The organism is Zarconia sp. (assembly GCF_057467645.1).
Map to the genome: position 1 here is coordinate 22,154 of NZ_JBRJXU010000025.1, position 17,300 is coordinate 39,453.

Annotated in this window: 12 protein-coding genes and 1 tRNA gene; 6 read left to right on the forward strand and 7 right to left on the reverse strand. The window is 52.3% G+C overall.

All coding sequences use genetic code 11. The features are described 5' to 3' along the window. Window positions 1-70: 70 nt before the first annotated feature. Window positions 71-463, reverse strand: a complete 393-nt coding sequence (locus AC2215_RS03845; protein WP_486808632.1) for a GFA family protein — start codon at window positions 461-463, stop codon at window positions 71-73. Window positions 464-704: 241 nt separating this feature from the next. Here AC2215_RS03845 and AC2215_RS03850 point away from each other — a divergent pair, with 241 nt between their 5' ends. Beyond that, on the forward strand, window positions 705-929 hold the full coding sequence (locus AC2215_RS03850) for a hypothetical protein (RefSeq protein WP_486808633.1): 225 nt from the start codon (window positions 705-707) through the stop codon (window positions 927-929). A gap of 444 nt (window positions 930-1,373) precedes the next feature. Here AC2215_RS03850 and AC2215_RS03855 read toward each other — a convergent pair whose 3' ends face one another. Both AC2215_RS03855 and AC2215_RS03860 read right to left on the reverse strand, forming a co-directional pair. Further along, entirely contained in the window at window positions 1,374-2,831 is a 1,458-nt protein-coding gene (locus AC2215_RS03855; protein WP_486808634.1) for a M23 family metallopeptidase, read from the reverse strand. A 272-nt stretch (window positions 2,832-3,103) separates the two neighbouring features. Beyond that, on the reverse strand, window positions 3,104-3,949 hold the full coding sequence (locus AC2215_RS03860; protein WP_486808635.1) for a biotin--[acetyl-CoA-carboxylase] ligase: 846 nt from the start codon (window positions 3,947-3,949) through the stop codon (window positions 3,104-3,106). A gap of 50 nt (window positions 3,950-3,999) precedes the next feature. Here AC2215_RS03860 and pgeF point away from each other — a divergent pair, with 50 nt between their 5' ends. Beyond that, window positions 4,000-4,815, forward strand: coding sequence for a peptidoglycan editing factor PgeF (gene pgeF, locus AC2215_RS03865; RefSeq protein WP_486808665.1), 816 nt, complete (start codon window positions 4,000-4,002; stop codon window positions 4,813-4,815). Between the two features lie 640 nt (window positions 4,816-5,455). Here the strand turns inward: pgeF and ccsB are convergent. Next, complete coding sequence (ccsB, locus tag AC2215_RS03870) at window positions 5,456-6,469, reverse strand: c-type cytochrome biogenesis protein CcsB (RefSeq protein ID WP_486808636.1); 1,014 nt, start codon at window positions 6,467-6,469, stop codon at window positions 5,456-5,458. A 508-nt stretch (window positions 6,470-6,977) separates the two neighbouring features. On the opposite strand from ccsB, the gene AC2215_RS03875 reads away from it, so the two are divergent. From AC2215_RS03875 to AC2215_RS03885, 3 genes are all read left to right on the forward strand, one after another. Continuing rightward, a complete protein-coding gene (locus AC2215_RS03875) occupies window positions 6,978-9,671 on the forward strand; it encodes a phycobilisome rod-core linker polypeptide (protein ID WP_486808637.1) in 2,694 nt (897 codons plus the stop codon). Window positions 9,672-9,781: 110 nt separating this feature from the next. After that, window positions 9,782-10,900 (forward strand): tocopherol cyclase family protein, encoded by a 1,119-nt coding sequence (locus AC2215_RS03880; protein ID WP_486808638.1) that lies wholly within the window; start codon window positions 9,782-9,784, stop codon window positions 10,898-10,900. Between the two features lie 60 nt (window positions 10,901-10,960). Then, window positions 10,961-11,034, forward strand: a tRNA-Arg gene (locus AC2215_RS03885). Between the two features lie 20 nt (window positions 11,035-11,054). Here the strand turns inward: AC2215_RS03885 and AC2215_RS03890 are convergent. The 3 genes from AC2215_RS03890 to AC2215_RS03900 all read right to left on the reverse strand — a co-directional run bounded on the left by AC2215_RS03890 (window position 11,055) and on the right by AC2215_RS03900 (window position 15,615). Beyond that, window positions 11,055-12,113 carry a glycosyltransferase family 4 protein gene (locus AC2215_RS03890; RefSeq protein ID WP_486808639.1) on the reverse strand — a complete coding sequence of 353 codons (1,059 nt, stop codon included), beginning with the start codon at window positions 12,111-12,113 and terminating at the stop codon, window positions 11,055-11,057. 264 nt (window positions 12,114-12,377) lie between these two features. Then, window positions 12,378-13,736, reverse strand: a complete 1,359-nt coding sequence (locus AC2215_RS03895) for a hypothetical protein (RefSeq protein ID WP_486808640.1) — start codon at window positions 13,734-13,736, stop codon at window positions 12,378-12,380. Window positions 13,737-14,472: 736 nt separating this feature from the next. Then, window positions 14,473-15,615: a pyridoxal-phosphate-dependent aminotransferase family protein gene (locus AC2215_RS03900; RefSeq protein ID WP_486808641.1), complete on the reverse strand. Its 1,143-nt coding sequence runs from the start codon at window positions 15,613-15,615 to the stop codon at window positions 14,473-14,475. 588 nt (window positions 15,616-16,203) lie between these two features. On the opposite strand from AC2215_RS03900, the gene AC2215_RS03905 reads away from it, so the two are divergent. Beyond that, the gene (locus tag AC2215_RS03905; RefSeq protein ID WP_486808642.1) at window positions 16,204-17,262 is read left to right on the forward strand and encodes a cytochrome-c peroxidase; all 1,059 of its coding nucleotides are present in this window, start codon (window positions 16,204-16,206) and stop codon (window positions 17,260-17,262) included. Window positions 17,263-17,300: the final 38 nt, after the last annotated feature.

The window sequence follows — 17,300 nt, forward strand, 5'->3', positions numbered from 1 at the left end:
TCCGAGTCCCCCCGCCTAAACTTATTTCTCATTTCAAAGTTGACAGAGTACTACAATGGCACAGTTCCATTTAGCTGCTCAAATCCGATCGCAGATTAGCAACATTTTCCTCCCAGTTCGCACCATTGAAGGGAACGATCTCGAACCGAGAACGAACGTCACCATCCAAACAATTCACATTCACATCGTAATCGTTGGGATGAGAACGGGGACGATAAAACGGGTGGATGCCGCAAATTGAACAAAAGGTGTGTTTTGCCGTGTTCGTATTAAACGTATAGGTTGTCAGCACATGCGCTCCCTTTAGCAAGGTAAAACGTTCTGGTGGGACGATGAGATGCAAAAAACCTTTTTGGGTACAGATCGAACAGTTACACTGCACCGCTTTGTATTTTTCGATCGAAACTCGAAATCTGACTGCACCGCAGTGACAGCCTCCTTCACGAACCTCTAATTGAGTCATGTTTTTATCGCGAGCTGGTATCTTTACAGATTTTCAGTCATGGGAAACGGGGCATAGAAAGTATAAAATTTAACTTTTTAGGAACCTCGATCGATGTATTGTGCACTTTTTGGATCGAATAGACCCCCAAATATCACCCTCAAGGGTTCCAAAAATTGAAAAAACTATCCCGACAGTGACTCAGAAGCAGCGTATTAGGAATTATAAGCTTTCAAAGACTTAATGAATCACCATATCGCGTATGAATACTAACCGAACCCTCTGGCTGCTTTTACTACTGTCTTCCATGTTGACCGGTGGAACGCTCGGCGCGTCTGCCCCTCAACTGACTCAGACAGCTCGTTCGTCCGTTGAAGTCGATGGCAACCCGTTGATGTCTCAAAATCGAGGCAGTAGCGATGCCACTTGCGTGCCGGGTTCTGGCCGCCGAGGATGTGCAGTTCCCAGCACGACCCTGGATGTTTGAGTCTAGCGTCCTGAGTTCGGATGTGTTTAGCCTGCCGCATTGGGTCCCATCTCGGGAAAGTGCGATGGTCGGAATCGTGAAGCGATCGTGAAGTCTTTGTATTATCTAGCAAGGTGAGGGGTTTAGCCCCTCATTTTGGGTTATGATAAACGAAATAGATGCACCCTATTGAGATAACGCCATCAGAAAGCTGAAGGCGTTTTTTATATGGACCCTCAGTTTGAGATCGGACGAAGTTCGCTCTGGACGGGGTGTTGGATTTTCAAACCCAGCACCATTCTTTCATCTCTGGGTCGATTTTCCACAGCCATCAAGGGATTCAGACTTGAAGTTAGAGCAACCGCCAGAGCCGTTAAGATAATGAGAACAGTTGTGTCTTAACGACAATGGCAACTTCTATACAGGTCCGGCGAGTCCCAATCCCTGGCAATGTTGGGTCTGAGGCTAGGATGATGGCGTATCCGCAACCACTTCGGAAGAGGTGGGTCCCTGGGAGATCTCATCCAACACTTCGCTTTCGGCGGTTTGGGTATCGAGAACCGTCGGTGGAGTTGCCGGTGCGTTCTCGATCGTGCGCAAGTTCCGCACCAGTTGAGCCAGACCGTATTCGAGTTGCCGACCCGGATCGAGATTGACCCAACCTTCTTTGGTGAGTTTGCGCACTTCAAAGTGGAGGTGCGGTCCGGTTGACAATCCAGTGCTGCCAACGCGACCGATGGGGTCGCCTTTTTTAACCGTATCGCCCGCTTTGACGAACACTTCCGATAGGTGACCGTAGAGGGTTTCTTGAGTTCCCTTCTCGTGTTCGAGAACGACTGTTAAGCCGTAGCCCCCCAAGAAGTCGGAAATGGCTACGCGACCGGCCAGAGCTGCGACCACTGGGGTTCCCATGGGGGCACCGATATCGGTTCCCGTATGCATCTGTGCCGTTCCCAAAACCGGGTGAACTCGCAAGCCAAAGGCAGAGGTGATGGGGGCGGGAATGCTTAACGGAAAGACCAGACGAGAACTGACCCGAGCGATTAAATCTTGCGGGCGGACGCTGCGATCGCGCAAAGCTTGGGCGGCAACGTTGTAGTAGGAGTTATAGATTTGCGCTGAGTCTTCACCAGGTTTGGGAATAAATCCTGCCGCCCCCAGAACAATTCCGTTGAGATCGAGGGCGGGAACCTCTGCCACGGGATAGTAATCGGGAACGGCAGCCACCGAATACTCGACAGACTCGACTCCCACCGGCGCGGCAGCGACATAGGGGGGCCGGACTTCGAGTGCCGGTACGGAGACATTAGGGACGGCGACGGGTTGTCCTGGATAGGGCTCAGCTGCGGTAGCAGCCGTCGGCTTGGTTGCCGTGGGGGAGACTCGAGCGCAGACGCTACCGGGAACCCCTTCTCCTGCGGCGACGGTGGCTTCGCAGCCCGTGGAACGTTCGGATAAGACAACTGCTGGGGGTTCGTCGTAGGCGGTCGTCGCACCGAGGCTGTAATCGGTGGTATCGATATAGCTGTGGCTGCCCTCGATCGGTTCCTGGGTCTCTGCTGGTACGAATTCTGGTTGCTCGATCGCCTCTTCGACGTACTCGGGTTCGATATATGCGGGTTCCGTATATTCTGGTTCGACGTACTCAGGTTCGATATATTCTGGTTCCCAGGTTTGGGACTCGACGATCGGCTCTTTAATCGTGTAGCTCGGCTCGATCGGCGCTTCAAAGACAGATTCGACGGGAACGGCCTGAAGATTGACCTTGGTTTTGGCAATTGAGGGATCGACTTGAGCGCGAGTCGTTTGGGGTGGGGCGAACATCATTCCCCCGAGGGAGATTCCCAGACTCCCGATCGAAATCGCGCTGCGGACTACCAGAGGGGCTTGACCCGAATCGGAATTGGTCGAACGTCTTTGCATAATTGACTACAGAGGTGAACGATAAGAGGTAGATCCAGCGACGCGATCGAGATTCACGTAACCCAAACGACGTCATAAAAACATTGTTCATGTTAATGGATCTTCACGCAATTGCCCAGGATGTTAAAGCAATCTTGTTTTTTGCATCGATCTCACTCACCAGTTAGAACACGGATACTGCGTGAAAGGGGGCACAGGGGGCAGGGGAGGAAGGTCAATCCAGTTGACCGATCGCTGCGAGTATCCCTGGCACGAAAATTTAGCTAAAATCTCTAATAATTCTCTCCATACCCGAGGCTTATAGAACCGGGCGTTCGATAAATTTCCGAAAGAATTTCCCCAGTTTTAGCCGTGAGGCGAACCCGCAGATTCCCATCACCATCTACCCCCACCACCGTGCCGGATTGCCCCTCGATCTTCACCGACTGACCGATATTCACCAGTAGGGTTTCGTAAGCCCTCACCAACGACTCTACGCCCTCCTGCTGCCAGTAGTGCCAGCCCCTTGCCAATCCTTCGAGAACGATCGCGGCCAGCATTTCCAGGGATGGAAGATCTCCTGTCAAATTTGGGTATGTTTTCTGGGTCTCGGAGGATTGCCAGAACGAGCGCAAACTCACCCCCGTTTCTGGCACGGGATTTTCCCAGTTAATCCCCACACCCACCACGGCGCGATCGATTTTGCTCCTGCGAATGCGGGTTTCTGTAAGAATGCCGCCGAGTTTGCGATGGTTGAGTATTAAGTCATTGGGCCATTTGAGCTGCACGGGAACGCCGCGTTCTCGCAGGGCAATCGCGATACCCCAGCCGCTACATAACGTTAGAAGATGGGTTTGGGTCGCCGGGGCGTGGGGTTGCCAGTCGGTCGAGAGGTAGAGTCCGCCCCGATTCGATTGCCACTGTCGCCCCCATTGTCCCCGTCCGGCAGATTGTTCGGTGGCGATAACAACGGTTCCCGGTGGCGCACCCCCTTCTGCAAGTTCCCACAGGGTTGAGTTCGTCGACGGAAGGCAATCGAAGTAACGGATGCAGAATCGATGGAGATGGGGGTTGGATGGAAGGTTCGATCGCGCCACCTGCAAGGCTGCGTCGAGTCGTTCTGGCCAGAAGAGTTTCAAGGAATCAGATCGGCGCTAAAGGTCTAAGCTACCATGAGTTTGTACTTGTGATGACCGAAAGAATGCACAACTGGCACTGGCAAACTTGGGAAGAACGACCCTACCTAACCTGCAGCTTGCTCGACCCGTGGCCTCATGGTTTTTTTACCCAACAATTCGCGTCGCAAAATCTGGTGGACTTGGTTAAGGTGCTGCGTCCTAAAACCCCGGTTTATCGCACCAAACAAGTTCACGGTAAAGTTGTCGTTTCCACTAGGGAGATCTCGCCGCTACCGCCCAGTTCCCTGGCTCTAGCGGAGCCAAAACTACAGCCGGCCGATGGCATCATCAGCGAAGGAGTCGATCTATCCGTTTGGGTGTGTACTGCCGATTGTACGCCGGTTTTGATCGGAGATGCGCGCACCGGACAAGTGGCTGCCATCCATTCCGGCTGGCGGGGAACCGCTGCGGGTATCGTCGGTGAGGCGATCGCGCGCTTGCTCGAACAGGGGTCTCAACTGGCAGATTTGCGCGTTGCGATGGGACCGGCCATTTCCGGTGACGTGTATCAAGTGTCTTTGGAGGTTGCCGAAAAGGTGGTGGCGACGGTGGTGGATGAGGGGGTTTTGGATGGGAAACCCTTAACCGAACAGCTCGATCGATTACCTGATGGCGTGGTCGAGCCCGACCCAGACCCCGGGCGCATCCGGTTGGATATCCGACGGGCGATCGCCGTGCAACTCCATCGACTTGGCTTGCATCCCGAACAAGTGGCGATCGCCCCCCACTGTACCTACCAAATGCCGGAATACTTTTTTTCCTACCGACGTACCGCTGAGAAAAACGTCCAGTGGTCGGGAATTGCCAGCACAACGGTCAGTACGTGATGGGGAGAGTCTGGGGGGAAACGGGAGAAATACACTCGTCACGCTCGGAGTCCTCATTTCAATAAAGACATATAATGCTTCGCGCTAGTTTATTTACCCGATCGCGCGTGCGTCAGTTTTTTCCATTCCTCATTCTTCCTACGCGCATTTAACCAATACCCATTCACCATTCCCCATTCTCTTAACGTGAAGCGCGGGTTAAGCAGAGTAGCGATAATGCCCAGTGGGACTGAAATTCCCCGATGGGAGGTGAATGGAAAAGAGCGATTTGAGATCCTTGAGATGAAACTGTTCGATGGAATACTCAAATTCGGATTCACCAGAATCGATGATGATGCATTTCTATTCCCCACACCCCACACCCCACCCTCGCCGGTAACTGTATTATCCCGAACTGACGTTCTCTTAATTCCGAATTCTATTCCCCGTTCCCCGTTCCCCATTCCCTACTCCCTAAAAATTCCCATAAAAAAACCCCCGTTGCACACAGCAGAGCTACGGGGGGAGAGTCTAGCATGCCTATTTCTAGTGTTCGAGAGTTTCTGTGCGATTGGTCAAAGAAAGTGCAAAGAAATGGACGAGCTACGATAAAGATTACCCGAACAGTGCACGAATTCTACATTCCATGCTCCGGTTCAACCTAAAAGAACCAACCGTAGGAGTGCAATCCTTTACCGAGTAAGTTGACTCCTAAATAGCAAACCCAAACCACCGCAAATCCAGTCGAGGCCAAAATAGCCGGACGACGACCCTGCCAACCGCGCGTGATGCGAGCGTGGAGGTAAGCGGCAAACACCAACCAGGTAATGAGCGCCCAGGTTTCTTTCGGGTCCCAACTCCAGTAGGTTCCCCAGGCTTCGTTCGCCCAAACGGCCCCAGCGATAATCCCAATCGTCAGCAGGGGAAAGCCCAGTCCGATGATGCGATAGCTGATGTTATCCAAGGTATCGGCTAAGCTCAGGCGCTGGGGGGATAAGGTTTCAGTCACCGCTGAGGTGGAAATGCGATCGAGAACGGCTGTACCGCCACTGCCCGATGCGATCGCATCGGAACCATCAGCACTCGGGATGGGTTCTCCAGCCCGTTGCAGTTGGTAGGCTTTAGTATCGCGAAAACTGCCAGTGCCCACAGAACTCCCCCGCAGTTCGATATTTTTCCCCCGCGTCACCACCAAAAAAGCGATCGCCAGCAGCGAACCCACCATCAGCGTCGCGTAGCTAATCATCATCACGCTGACGTGCATCATCAGCCAGTTCGATTTGAGGGCGGGAACGAGGGGTTCGGATACGCGCATATCCGCCGGTAAGGTGAGGGCGGCAAAGGCGGTAATGCTCATGGCAACGGGGGCTGTCACGGTTCCCACCAATCGCGATCGACTCATCCCTTCGGCAATTAGGTGCACGGCCGTCAATCCCCAGGTGAGGAAGAAGAGGGATTCGTATAAGTTACTGATGGGGAAGTAACCCGCCTCGATCCACCGTGCCCCTAACAGTGCTGCAATACAAAGATTGCCGGCGGCCATTCCCGCAGTTCCCAACCCTGCGAGGTAGCTGATGCCAGGAAAGGCTGCCCCCACCCAATACACCAACATCGTGACGAACAGAATGACGAAGGAAATATTGTCGAGTCCGTTCTGAAGGGATACCAGATCCATGAAAGATTCTCCCGAAATTTTTTAATCCCGAATGATAACAAGTATTCTTAATCCTAGCGAGTCTTGAGACATTTCCGGGTTGAGAGGAGCGGTCTCATTAATTTGTAAAAAATAAATACAAATACTTGACATTAATACAGGAATAGTAAAAGCGGCGAAATTCTGGCTAACTCAACCTAGGGCGATCCTTCCTGAAGATGAGCATGAGATTCCAGGAAAACGATCGCTCTACCCTCTCCCCTCGATCGCCCCATCTGAAGGCGTAAAACGTAACAAAACTTTGCGTTTTCTCAGAAAGCGTCCCGAAATCTCGTATCATGTCTGCGTGAAATAGAACCAACTGAATTGGAGATCGAAGCCACTCCGTTGATACATTTCTTAACCGTTGGATATCCCTTAAGACCGAAAGTTTGAATCCTAAAAATAATAGGATGGGTATTGGGCAAGCACCGTCTAGTCCTTGTCTCATGCCCCTTCCAATCCCTGTCGTTTTTCTAAAATAATCATAATGAGTGTTAAGGCCAGTGGTGGAACTACTCAGGTTCGCCAACAGATATATAGAACCGTTCCCGTTTCAACCATCTCTCAAGCCGAACAGCAAGATCGCTTCCTCGGCAGAGCCGAACTGAGCGAGTTACAAACCTTTTTCAATTCTGGAACCAAGCGCACCGAGATCGCGCAGATTCTGACTCAGAATTCAGAAACGATCGTCTCGAGAGCCGCCAACCGAATTTTCACCGGTGGCTCTCCGATGGCATTTTTAGAACGTCCGGCAGCGGCAGAACCGGTGAAAACCATGGCCGGCGAAAACATGGACACCCAAAAAGGCATGTCTTTGGGAACCGTTACCTACGCGGAAAGTAGCAGTGGCGGCGGTGGCGGCGGCGGCGGCGGTATCTTCGGCGGTCTGCGGCAGCTCTTCCTCACCCCTGGTAGCGGCACGATTCCGGCAGGGTTTCGACCGATCGACGTCACCCGCTACGGCCCGAGCAACATGGCCAAGTCGCTGCGGGACTTGAGCTGGTTCTTGCGCTACGTCACCTACGCCATCGTTGCCGGCGACCCCAATATTATCGCCGTGAACGTGCGGGGATTGCGGGAAATTATCGAGAACGCTTGTTCTTCTGCGGCTACCATCGTTGCCCTGCAAGCCATGCGCCAAGCTTCCATCGGCTATTTCGGCGATGAAGAAGCCAAAGAAATTGTCACCCAATATTTCGATGTCGTCCTGTCGGAATTTAAAGCGGCAACCCCCTCCAACAAGCTGCGGCAGCGTCCCAGTAGCGACCTGCAAGGTTTAGAACTGCCCCAAATTTACTTCAACGCTTCCGAAGCGCGGGTGAAGTACGCCATGAAGCCGGGTCTGTCGAGCACGGAAAAGCAAGATATCGTCAAAGCGGCCTATCGCCAAGTTTTCGAGCGCGATATCACCCGTGCCTACGGCTTGAGCGTCTCTTATCTGGAATCCCAGGTCAAAAACGGTGAAATCTCCATGAAGGAGTTCATCCGCCGCCTGTGCAAGACCCCCTTGTACCGCAAGCAGTTCTTCGAGCCGTTTATCAACAGCCGCGCTCTGGAGTTGGCTTTCCGGCACATCCTCGGTCGCGCTCCCAGTTCTCGCGAAGAAGTACAGAACTATTTCTCGATCGTATCTGAAGGCGGTCTGCCGGCTCTGGTCGATGCCCTCGTCGATTCTCAGGAATATTCCGACTACTTCGGTGAAGAGACGGTTCCCTACCTGCGCGGATTCGGTCAAGAAGCCCAAGAATGCCGCAACTGGGGACCTCAGTTCGACCTGTTCAACTTCAGCGCGCCTTTCCGCAAAGTGCCGCAACTGATTACGCTGTACGCAGCCTATCAGCAGCCTTTACCCGATCGCCACGTCTACGGAACCGGCAACGATCCCCTCGAAATTCAGTTCGGCGCGATCTTCCCCAAAGAAACTCGCGATCCCAAAACCGCTCCCGCACCGTTTGCCAAGGATACCCGTCGGGTTCTCATCCGTCAGGGAGCCGGTATCGAGAACCAACTGAGCAATCCCGCCGCGCGGGGTAAAGCTCCCACCATGGGACCCAAAGTCTTCAAACTCGACCAAAACACGGGCACTCAGTTCTCGGAAGCCAACACCCAAACGCTGATTCGCGCCGCCTACCGCCAGGTTTTCGGTCGCGATGTCTATGCCTACCAACGTTTGGAGAGCGCGGAGAACCGCCTGGAAAACGGCGAGATTACGATGAAGGAATTCGTCCGAATTCTGGCCAAATCGCCAACCTTCCGCAAGCTGTACTGGGATAACTTGTACGTCTGCAAGGCGGTGGAATACATCCATCGGCGCTTGCTGGGTCGTCCCACCTACGGTCGCTCGGAAATGAACGCCTACTACGATATCTGCGCCAAGAAAGGCTTCTACGCCTTAGTCGATGCGATTCTGGATACTTCCGAGTACGGCGAAGCCTTTGGAGAAGATACGATTCCCTACGAGCGCTATCTCACCCCAGCAGGTCAAGCCATGCGCTACCGGAAGCCGAGCAACATGGAAAGCACGGGAATGTTCGTGCGTCCGGAAGTCACCCCTCGATTCGTCGAGTTGGGCGCACCGGCCCAGGCGATGTCCACGGAACCGGATATGGCATTCCGGGTCAAGCAAGGGGTCAGCAAGCGTCGCGAGCAATCGAAGATCTTCAAGCTCACCAATACCACGGACAAGGTGGCACTCAAGACGATTATCAAAGCCGCTTACCGTCAGGTCTTCGAGCGGGATATCGATCCCTACGTCACCAAGCCCGAGTTTACCTCTCTCGAAAGTCGCTTGGGGAACGGCGAGATTTCCGTCAAGGAGTTTATGGAAGGTTTAGGCGGTTCGGAACTCTACATCCGCGAGTTCTATACCCCCCATCCTAATACCAAGGTGATCGAGTTAGGGACCAAGCACTTCCTCGGTCGTGCCACTCGCGATCAAGCCGAACTGCGCAAGTACAACCAAATTCTTGCCACTCAGGGTCTGCGGGCATTTATCAATGCCATGCTCAGCACCCCCGAATATGCAGAAAACTTTGGTGAAGATACGGTTCCCTACCGACGCTTCCCGACGCTACCGGCTGCGAACTTCCCTAACACCGAACGTCTCTATAACAAGCAGACCAAGCAAAATGACGAAGTGGTCGTTCCCAGCTTCGTACCGGTCGCACCTTATGGCGGTTAAGGAATTTCCTCGGAAATTCCACGGTAATCCCGCGCTCTTTTGAGAACGGATAATATAGAAGGCAAGTCTGTAGAGGGCTTGCCTCTTTTTATCGCCATTTTTGCCAAACGATGTTTGCCGACCTCCCAAAACCCTTCTGGTCCGAATCCGGACTCGATCGCCAACAAACCCCCCACAGCGGCTATCACTGGGATGGTTTTAGCCCGCGTTTTTTTGAAGGCTGGTACTATCGGGTGACTCTGCCTGAAGAACGTCAGACCTTTGCGTTTATGTACTCTATCGAAGACCCCGCCGGGGGGAGTCCGTACAGTTTGGGGGGAGCGCAGGTACTCGGACCCGATGATGAGTATTTGTACCGCACCTTCGAGGATGTGAAGCAGTTTTGGGCCGACCCCGATCGCCTCGCTTTAGGACATTGGGGCACGACGAACTTATCGAGTTCCCCTACCTTCTTGAACGCATCGGTTTTCGATCGCCAGGTTCGAGAAGGGTACCAAGGAACGGCAACCTGGCATCAAGGCAACCTCGAAGACCCGGAAACCGGCGCGCGCTGTCGGTGGCAGTACGAGATTCAACCGGTATACGGTTGGGGAGATGCCGATGGTATCCAGCAGTCGACAGCGGGTTGGCTGTCATTTCTGCCGATCTTCGAACCCGGATGGCAGATTTTGATGGCCCACGGTCTGGCCACCGGTTGGATCGAATGGGGCGATCGCCGCTACGAATTGACCAAAGCCCCGGCATACGGGGAGAAGAATTGGGGACGTTCTTTCCCCCAAAAATGGTTTTGGCTCAACTGCAACGCTTTTGAGGGAGAATCGGATTTAGCCCTAACCGCTGGCGGCGGCAAGCGAGAAGTCCTGACTTGGATGGAATCCGTGGCGATGCTGGGACTTCACTACCGGGGTAAGTTTTACGAGTTCGTCCCCTGGAATTCTCGGGTGGAGTGGACGATCGAACCCTGGGGATTTTGGCAGATGAAAGCCTCGAACGATCGCTTTACTGTGGAATTGACCGGAACGACCGATCGACCGGGTACGCCCCTACGTGCCCCCACCCACGATGGGCTAATATTTGCCTGTCGAGATACGATGCACGGTCAACTCGAGTTGCAATTAAAAGAAAAGTCCTCTCGAGGTTGGGAAACGATTATCGAGGCAACCAGTACGATGTGCGGCTTAGAAATTGGTGGCGGACCTTGGGATGAAACCTGGCGTCACAATAGTTAAGATGCGCGATCGAGTGTTGAGCGAGCCAGACGACCTGCTATTATCGATATTACATTACCTGGGGCTGTGGCTCAGATGGATAGAGCAAGCGCCTCCTAAGCGCTAGGTCGGCGGTTCGAATCCGCCCAGTCCCGCTTGAATTCGCGGTGTAGCACTACCGCGCGTGTTTCCAGACCTTCCAACTGGTATATCCCAGAAGAGAGGTGGCTGCCATCGCGTAGATAAACCCGCTGGGAAGACCGGCAAAGGCCATTGCCAAACTGCCCACCCACAGGGTCAGGGCGTAGATAAACAGCACCGCCAATCGATGGGAGAGTCCGGCATTGAGTAGTCGGTGGTGGAGGTGGCGTTTATCCGCCGCAAAGGGAGACAGTCCGCTGCGAAGTCGATCGAGAATCACGGCCGACATATCCAAAATTGGAACCGCTAAAATCAAATACGGCAGCAACACTGCCGTTACCGCCGTACTTTTGACCAAACCCACAACCCCAACCCCAGCCAGGGTAAAGCCCATAAAATACGCACCCCCATCTCCCATAAAAATCTGAGCGGGGTTGAAGTTATAGCGCAAGAAACCCAGGGCACCACCCGCGAGTGCTGCAGCAATCAATGCGGCTGCCGGTTGGTTCATAAACAAACACACCACCAACATCACCGTAGCGGCAATTCCCGACACCCCAGCAGCGAGTCCGTCCAACCCGTCAATCCAGTTAATCGCATTCGCCATTCCCACCAGCCAAATCACGGTAATCGGCAGGCTGAGGGGACCAATTTCCGTCAAACCGAAAAAGGGAATCGAGAGAAATTCGATTTGCACGCCACCCATCCACCAAGCCAGTGCGGCGACAAAGACTTGGAGAAGCAGCCGCGATGAAGCCCGCAGACTGAACAAATCGTCAGCCAAACCAATCAGGAAAAAGAGCAAACCGCCGATGGTGACGCCCCACATCTCGTATTCATCTTCCGGGCCGAGCAATTGACCGTTCCCATCGAGAAATCCACCGGTCCACCAAACCAGAAGTAGAGCGACTAACGTGCCTAAAAAAATCGACACTCCGCCCAGGCGAACCATCGGAGTGTCGTGAACTTTGCGTCCGCCCGGGCGATCGACGAATCCCGTTTTCAGACCGATCGCCCTCACGATCGGAGTAGACCCCAGTACAACCAGGGAAGAAGCAACAAAAGCCAGCAAATGATACAGATGTTGAGGCATCTGGAAATTCCGGTGTAGTAAAGATGATGAAAAAGTCTCAGGGAGAGTCTAACTTCATTTGGTGCCGCGATGCTACTGCAGTGCGATCTCTCAACCCCTGAAACCTTTATCCTTTCTTAACTTGAAGCGATCGAAATTGAATTTGTTCCACCGACCTCGATCGCCTCAAGTTCCCATGACTCCCAAAATTTCCAGATCGATCGCACTCATACCATCGGATTGTGAAACCGGGAGTAACCCGCCCAAAAGACCCAACCTTAACCCTCAACGACACAATGCCGATTTCCGGCAATCGAACACCTTAAGAACCCCATCGGTAATGACTTCCGTCACTTTGGCATCGCAACCGGCAATAAAGTCTTCCGGGGAGATCTCTTTTTTAAAAAATGCCTTAGCGCGATCGAGGTTCCCTCGAACCTCGTCAAACCCAATAGATTTGACCATAAACGTGGCTAGGGGAGAATGTTTGATATCGTGAATTGAGCTTTGATTTCGACCTTCTTGGAGCAACGTCAAGACCTCCCGTTCCAAATCGTTTTTGAGGGGATGGACGTTGGTAATACAGGGAATGTAGTCTTCGAGATGAGCGCCTTCGGGAGACTGAGATGGTAACTCACCCATCATTGTCGAGAGGGGAATATCCAAACCGACGCGCAAGGAAAGTGCCTCCAAAAAGGCGATCGCGAACAGTTTACTCCCCAGATAAAGCCGCGCCACTTCGATATTTTCTTTCGCCCGAGTCACCCATTGGCGATAGGTAGCATCATCGGGTTCGCCTCGAAATTGCCGAAATACCACCTCGGGGGTGAGAAAGTTCATAAAGCCTTCCATCTTCTGCAGAGAAGACCGATATTGACGAACGGTGTAAGAATTGGAGTTGACGAGATTGTGATTGGTTTCGGGGAGCAAATTCCAGGTATTATCGAGGAAGATTGCCGAACTCCGATGGGCAAATCCGATCACGTCGCGGTTAGAAACCTGCACCGCCCGCTTGATGGCATCGATCGTATTCGCTTCGGTCAGGTTTAAGTTAAACTGCGCGTTCGTGGCTTTGAGGCGATCGAAAAGACGATCGCTGACGGTGGTGCCATCCGCCCCGGGAGGGCGAAAGGGAATTGTCGCCTCGATACAAGCGGCAATTTCGGTGAGGTAACGAAACGGGAAGCTCGATTCGAGGGCTTTTACCGCCACCAGGGCGCTCAAAAATTCATTTTGTCCTGCCATGGGGGAGAGAACTCGTCCCGGTGCAAACCCAAAAACCGACAAAACCATCTCAAAGGCGGCATCGGAGGGAACTTCTCCCACCTGTCGAATTTGTAATTCTCCTTTAAATTCCTTGACAAATGGTGCAATATAGTAGCTGAGATTGAAGTTAATACTGCGATCGACTTGAACGTAAACTACATCGTGAAACAAAGCCGCCAGAACCTCGATGGGATCTTCCTTGCCTCCCACATCAAAAATATGTTCGGGGGTGTGAAAATAGCGCCAGGGACCCGTCATCGGTTGAACGATCAGATCGGCGATCGACAATAGTTGAGCGGTCTCAATCTCGATCTCTAACGTCTGAGTCGCCCATTTTAACCGGTGTAGACACTGTTGGTAAGCCTTTTCGCAATCCATCAAACTCTCTCCAACTTCACTCGCTCAGATCTATAGACTGGGTTTATAAAAATTTGTTTATAGATGCACGAGGTCGAAGACCAAGGTTGACCATCCCGGTCGAGTCATCGAAAAACGCAACCGCAAAGATGAATTTCCCTAAACTTGGCGACCTCATTTTGCTGCAAGAAACGCACGCCTCTATGCATTGGGGGATTTGCCACACAAAATTGCTATCAATCGTTCTGTCTGGCGTTTCTCACACTCAGCTGCGCGAGCGTTCTCACCAATTTTTGAAATGCCCTCTCTCCCAATTTAAAAATAACCGATCTCTTCCCCACTTCATCTCAAATATGCGCTCGAAGATCGAGTTAGGTTCATGATAGCTCACGAGCAACCCGACTCGCGATGGCTCGGGTTTGGGGGTTTTCGGAGCTGAAGGAATCTCGAAAGTGGGGGATTGCTAACCCTTGACATCTTCTGTGAGTTCAAATGGCGATCGCATGAATGACTGCATCTGATGCGAACGATCGAAAATCCTCCCTGGGATAGCGAATCGGGAATGGGGAACGGCGAACTGCTCGTAAGACATCACAAGACAGTCGGGGTTGGAGCTTTCAATACACATTCAACCTTGACTGTGAAAAGCATTCCTCTATTTGACGCGACGATCGCATGAAAATAGATAGATGAGGACAGATCGATCCTCTGCCCTCTGTATCCTCCTACCCGTTGGTTCCCAAACCCGAGCGCCTTCTTAGCGCAGAACTCGTTCGAGGGCTTCGAGTAGCGTAATGACATTCTCGCGGCGACTGTTAAAGCCCATCAGTCCGATCCGCCAGACTTTACCGCCCAGTTCGCCCAAGCCGCCGGCAATTTCGATATTGTAATCGTTCAGTAAGCGACCGGCGATCGCTTTTCCATCTACCCCATCGGGAATGCGCACCGTCGTCAGGGTGGGTAGGCGGTATTCTTTCTCGACGTGGCACTTGAGACCGATTTGCTCGAGCCCATCCCATAGGAGTTCGGCATTGGCTTGATGGCGCGCCCAACGGTCGGCCAATCCCTCTTCAGCGACAATTCGCAACGCTTCGCGCAGAGCGTAGTTCATATTAATCGGGGCGGTATGGTGGTAAGTGCGCTCTTGTCCCCAATATTTACTCACGAGGGACATATCCAAATACCAGTTGGAGACGGGAGTGCGACGGGAATGAAGTTTCTCCACCGCGCGGGGACTCATGGTGAAGGGAGCGATTCCCGGCGGGCACCCAAGACCTTTTTGGCTGCAACTGTAGGCCAAATCGACCCCCCACTCATCTAACAATAGGGGTACGCCTCCCAGGCTCGTGACGGTATCGACGAGCAGCAAACAGCCAAACTCGCGGCACAACTCACCGACACCTTCCAAGGGTTGACGCGCTCCGGTGGAGGTTTCGGCGTGGACGAGGGCCAGGACTGCCGGACGGTGGGTTTCGAGGGCCGCCCGCAATTCTTCGAGGGTGAAGACTTCCCCCCAGGGTTTCATCAGTTTTTGGACGTCCGCCCCGTAGCGACCGGCCATATCCACGAGGCGATGTCCGAAATATCCTTTAACGCCGACAACCACCACATCTCCCGGTTCGACGACATTGGCGAGGGTCGCTTCCATCGCAGCACTACCGGTGCCGCTGACGGGAATTGTGAGGGGATTTTGGGTCTGCCACGCATAGCGCAACAAAGTTTGAACTTCGTTCATCAGGTTGATGAAACGGGGGTCGAGATGGCCGACTTGACGCATTCCCAGGGTAGCAAGGACGCGAGGATCGGCATTGGAAGGACCCGGTCCGAGTAAGAGGCGGGGGGGCATGTCGAGTCCGGAGAGTTGAAGACGATCGCGATCGCTAATGGAATAGGTAGACATGATTGATTTTTCGGTGGTTGGAAAGATAAGAATACAAAAAACTTCAGACCCGATCGCTCAACACTCAAAATTAAGACCCAAAAAGATGAGACGGTCGGTTGAGTCAGCACCCAAGCCCAAACTAAATCGCTTGGGGACAGCTTACCGAGATTTGGGTGAACTGCGATGGGACATCAACTTTGGGAGGTTCGTCCCGACCCCAAATTCTACCCTCGCTTGACCCGATCTTGAAGATCCCAGACAGCTATATCGTGCTTTAGAATACCATTTCGATGGAAAATCTACGATCGGAAGTCCTGTGGTGAGTGGAGGCTGAGTTCGACGCTGACGCTGTATGCTGGGAGTATCATCACAAGTAACCACAAGATAAAGCCGTTTTGATAGATTTGCCGTACCAATTCCGCATTTCACGGGATACCAAAAGCTAACTAACGATTCGCTTTGTTGTTGCTCGCCCTACACTCGATGCACTCTATAGAGATCGGGTCGAAATCAAAAATCAGCTCGAGCTCGATGCCGAAGTCATGAATTTCTCCTGGCTTTCCCCCTTAACCCTTAACCCTTAACCCTTTTCCGTGCCGAGGTCTAATGGCTAAGATGACAAAAGTTTGGTGCGATCGCGCGATCGTTCGAGTCTGGTTAATTCCCATTGCCTTATTTTTTCTCGTCGCCATTGGTTCTTGGCAGTTCGATCGCTTGAACCAACCCTCAGAAATCTCTCAACTACCGATCTCTCGAACGGACGAGCTTGTTGACGAACCCATTCAAGCGATTCCCTTGCAACTCGCTCTCGATCCGCGAAAGGTGGAATTGGGGGAAAAATTGTTCCACGATCGCCAACTCTCGAGCAACAATACGATTTCCTGTGCCAGTTGTCACGATCTGGCTTTGGGAGGCACGGATGGATTAGTGGTTTCCGTGGGCATGAACGGACAGTTGGGTACGGTGAACGCTCCGACCGTTTTTAACAGTGGTTTTAATTTTAAGCAGTTTTGGGACGGTCGGGCGGATACCCTCGAAGACCAGATCGAGGGACCGGCAAATTCCTTACGAGAATTTGGTTCGAGTTGGTCGGATATTATCGCCAAGCTCCAGAACTCTCCAGAGTATACGGCGTTATTCAAACAGATCTATCGTGATGATATTACCCGCGAGCATATCAAGGATGCGATCGCTACGTTCGAGCGTTCTTTGATTACACCGAATTCGCGTTTCGATCGTTTTTTGAGAGGCGAAAAAACGGCAATTACATCTGAGGAAAAAAAAGGATACTCTCTTTTTAAATCCTATGGTTGCGCGAGTTGTCATCAAGGGGTGAATGTTGGCGGCAATATGTTTCAAAAAATTGGCATCTTTGAGAGTTACTCAAATCGAAAAAAGAAGTTGCTTGAATCCGACCTGGGGCGTTATAATGTCACCAAAGATGTTCGAGATCGATACATCTTTAAAGTCCCGACCTTACGCAACATCGAACTGACAGCTCCCTACCTGCATGATGGCTCGGCAAAAACCTTAGAAGAAGTGATTCAAATCATGGCAAAATACCAACTGGGTAGAGAGCTTCCTAGACAAGATACCGAACGGATTATCAGTTTTTTAAAAACTCTTACCGGAAACTATAAGGAAATAAGACTGTCTGAGCTATAGTTGTAAATCTGTAAAAAATAAGTTTATATCTATAAATA

Excerpts from the sequence above, each read along its gene's own strand:
- AC2215_RS03845 (WP_486808632.1), bottom strand. The coding sequence starts at position 463 with ATGACTCAATTAGAGGTTCGTGAAGGAGGCTGTCACTGCGGTGCAGTC.
- AC2215_RS03850 (WP_486808633.1), top strand. The coding sequence starts at position 705 with ATGAATACTAACCGAACCCTCTGGCTGCTTTTACTACTGTCTTCCATG.
- AC2215_RS03855 (WP_486808634.1), bottom strand. The coding sequence starts at position 2,831 with ATGCAAAGACGTTCGACCAATTCCGATTCGGGTCAAGCCCCTCTGGTA.
- pgeF (WP_486808665.1), top strand. The coding sequence starts at position 4,000 with ATGACCGAAAGAATGCACAACTGGCACTGGCAAACTTGGGAAGAACGA.
- ccsB (WP_486808636.1), bottom strand. The coding sequence starts at position 6,469 with ATGGATCTGGTATCCCTTCAGAACGGACTCGACAATATTTCCTTCGTC.
- AC2215_RS03875 (WP_486808637.1), top strand. The coding sequence starts at position 6,978 with ATGAGTGTTAAGGCCAGTGGTGGAACTACTCAGGTTCGCCAACAGATA.
- AC2215_RS03880 (WP_486808638.1), top strand. The coding sequence starts at position 9,782 with ATGTTTGCCGACCTCCCAAAACCCTTCTGGTCCGAATCCGGACTCGAT.
- AC2215_RS03890 (WP_486808639.1), bottom strand. The coding sequence starts at position 12,113 with ATGCCTCAACATCTGTATCATTTGCTGGCTTTTGTTGCTTCTTCCCTG.
- AC2215_RS03895 (WP_486808640.1), bottom strand. The coding sequence starts at position 13,736 with ATGGATTGCGAAAAGGCTTACCAACAGTGTCTACACCGGTTAAAATGG.
- AC2215_RS03900 (WP_486808641.1), bottom strand. The coding sequence starts at position 15,615 with ATGTCTACCTATTCCATTAGCGATCGCGATCGTCTTCAACTCTCCGGA.
- AC2215_RS03905 (WP_486808642.1), top strand. The coding sequence starts at position 16,204 with ATGGCTAAGATGACAAAAGTTTGGTGCGATCGCGCGATCGTTCGAGTC.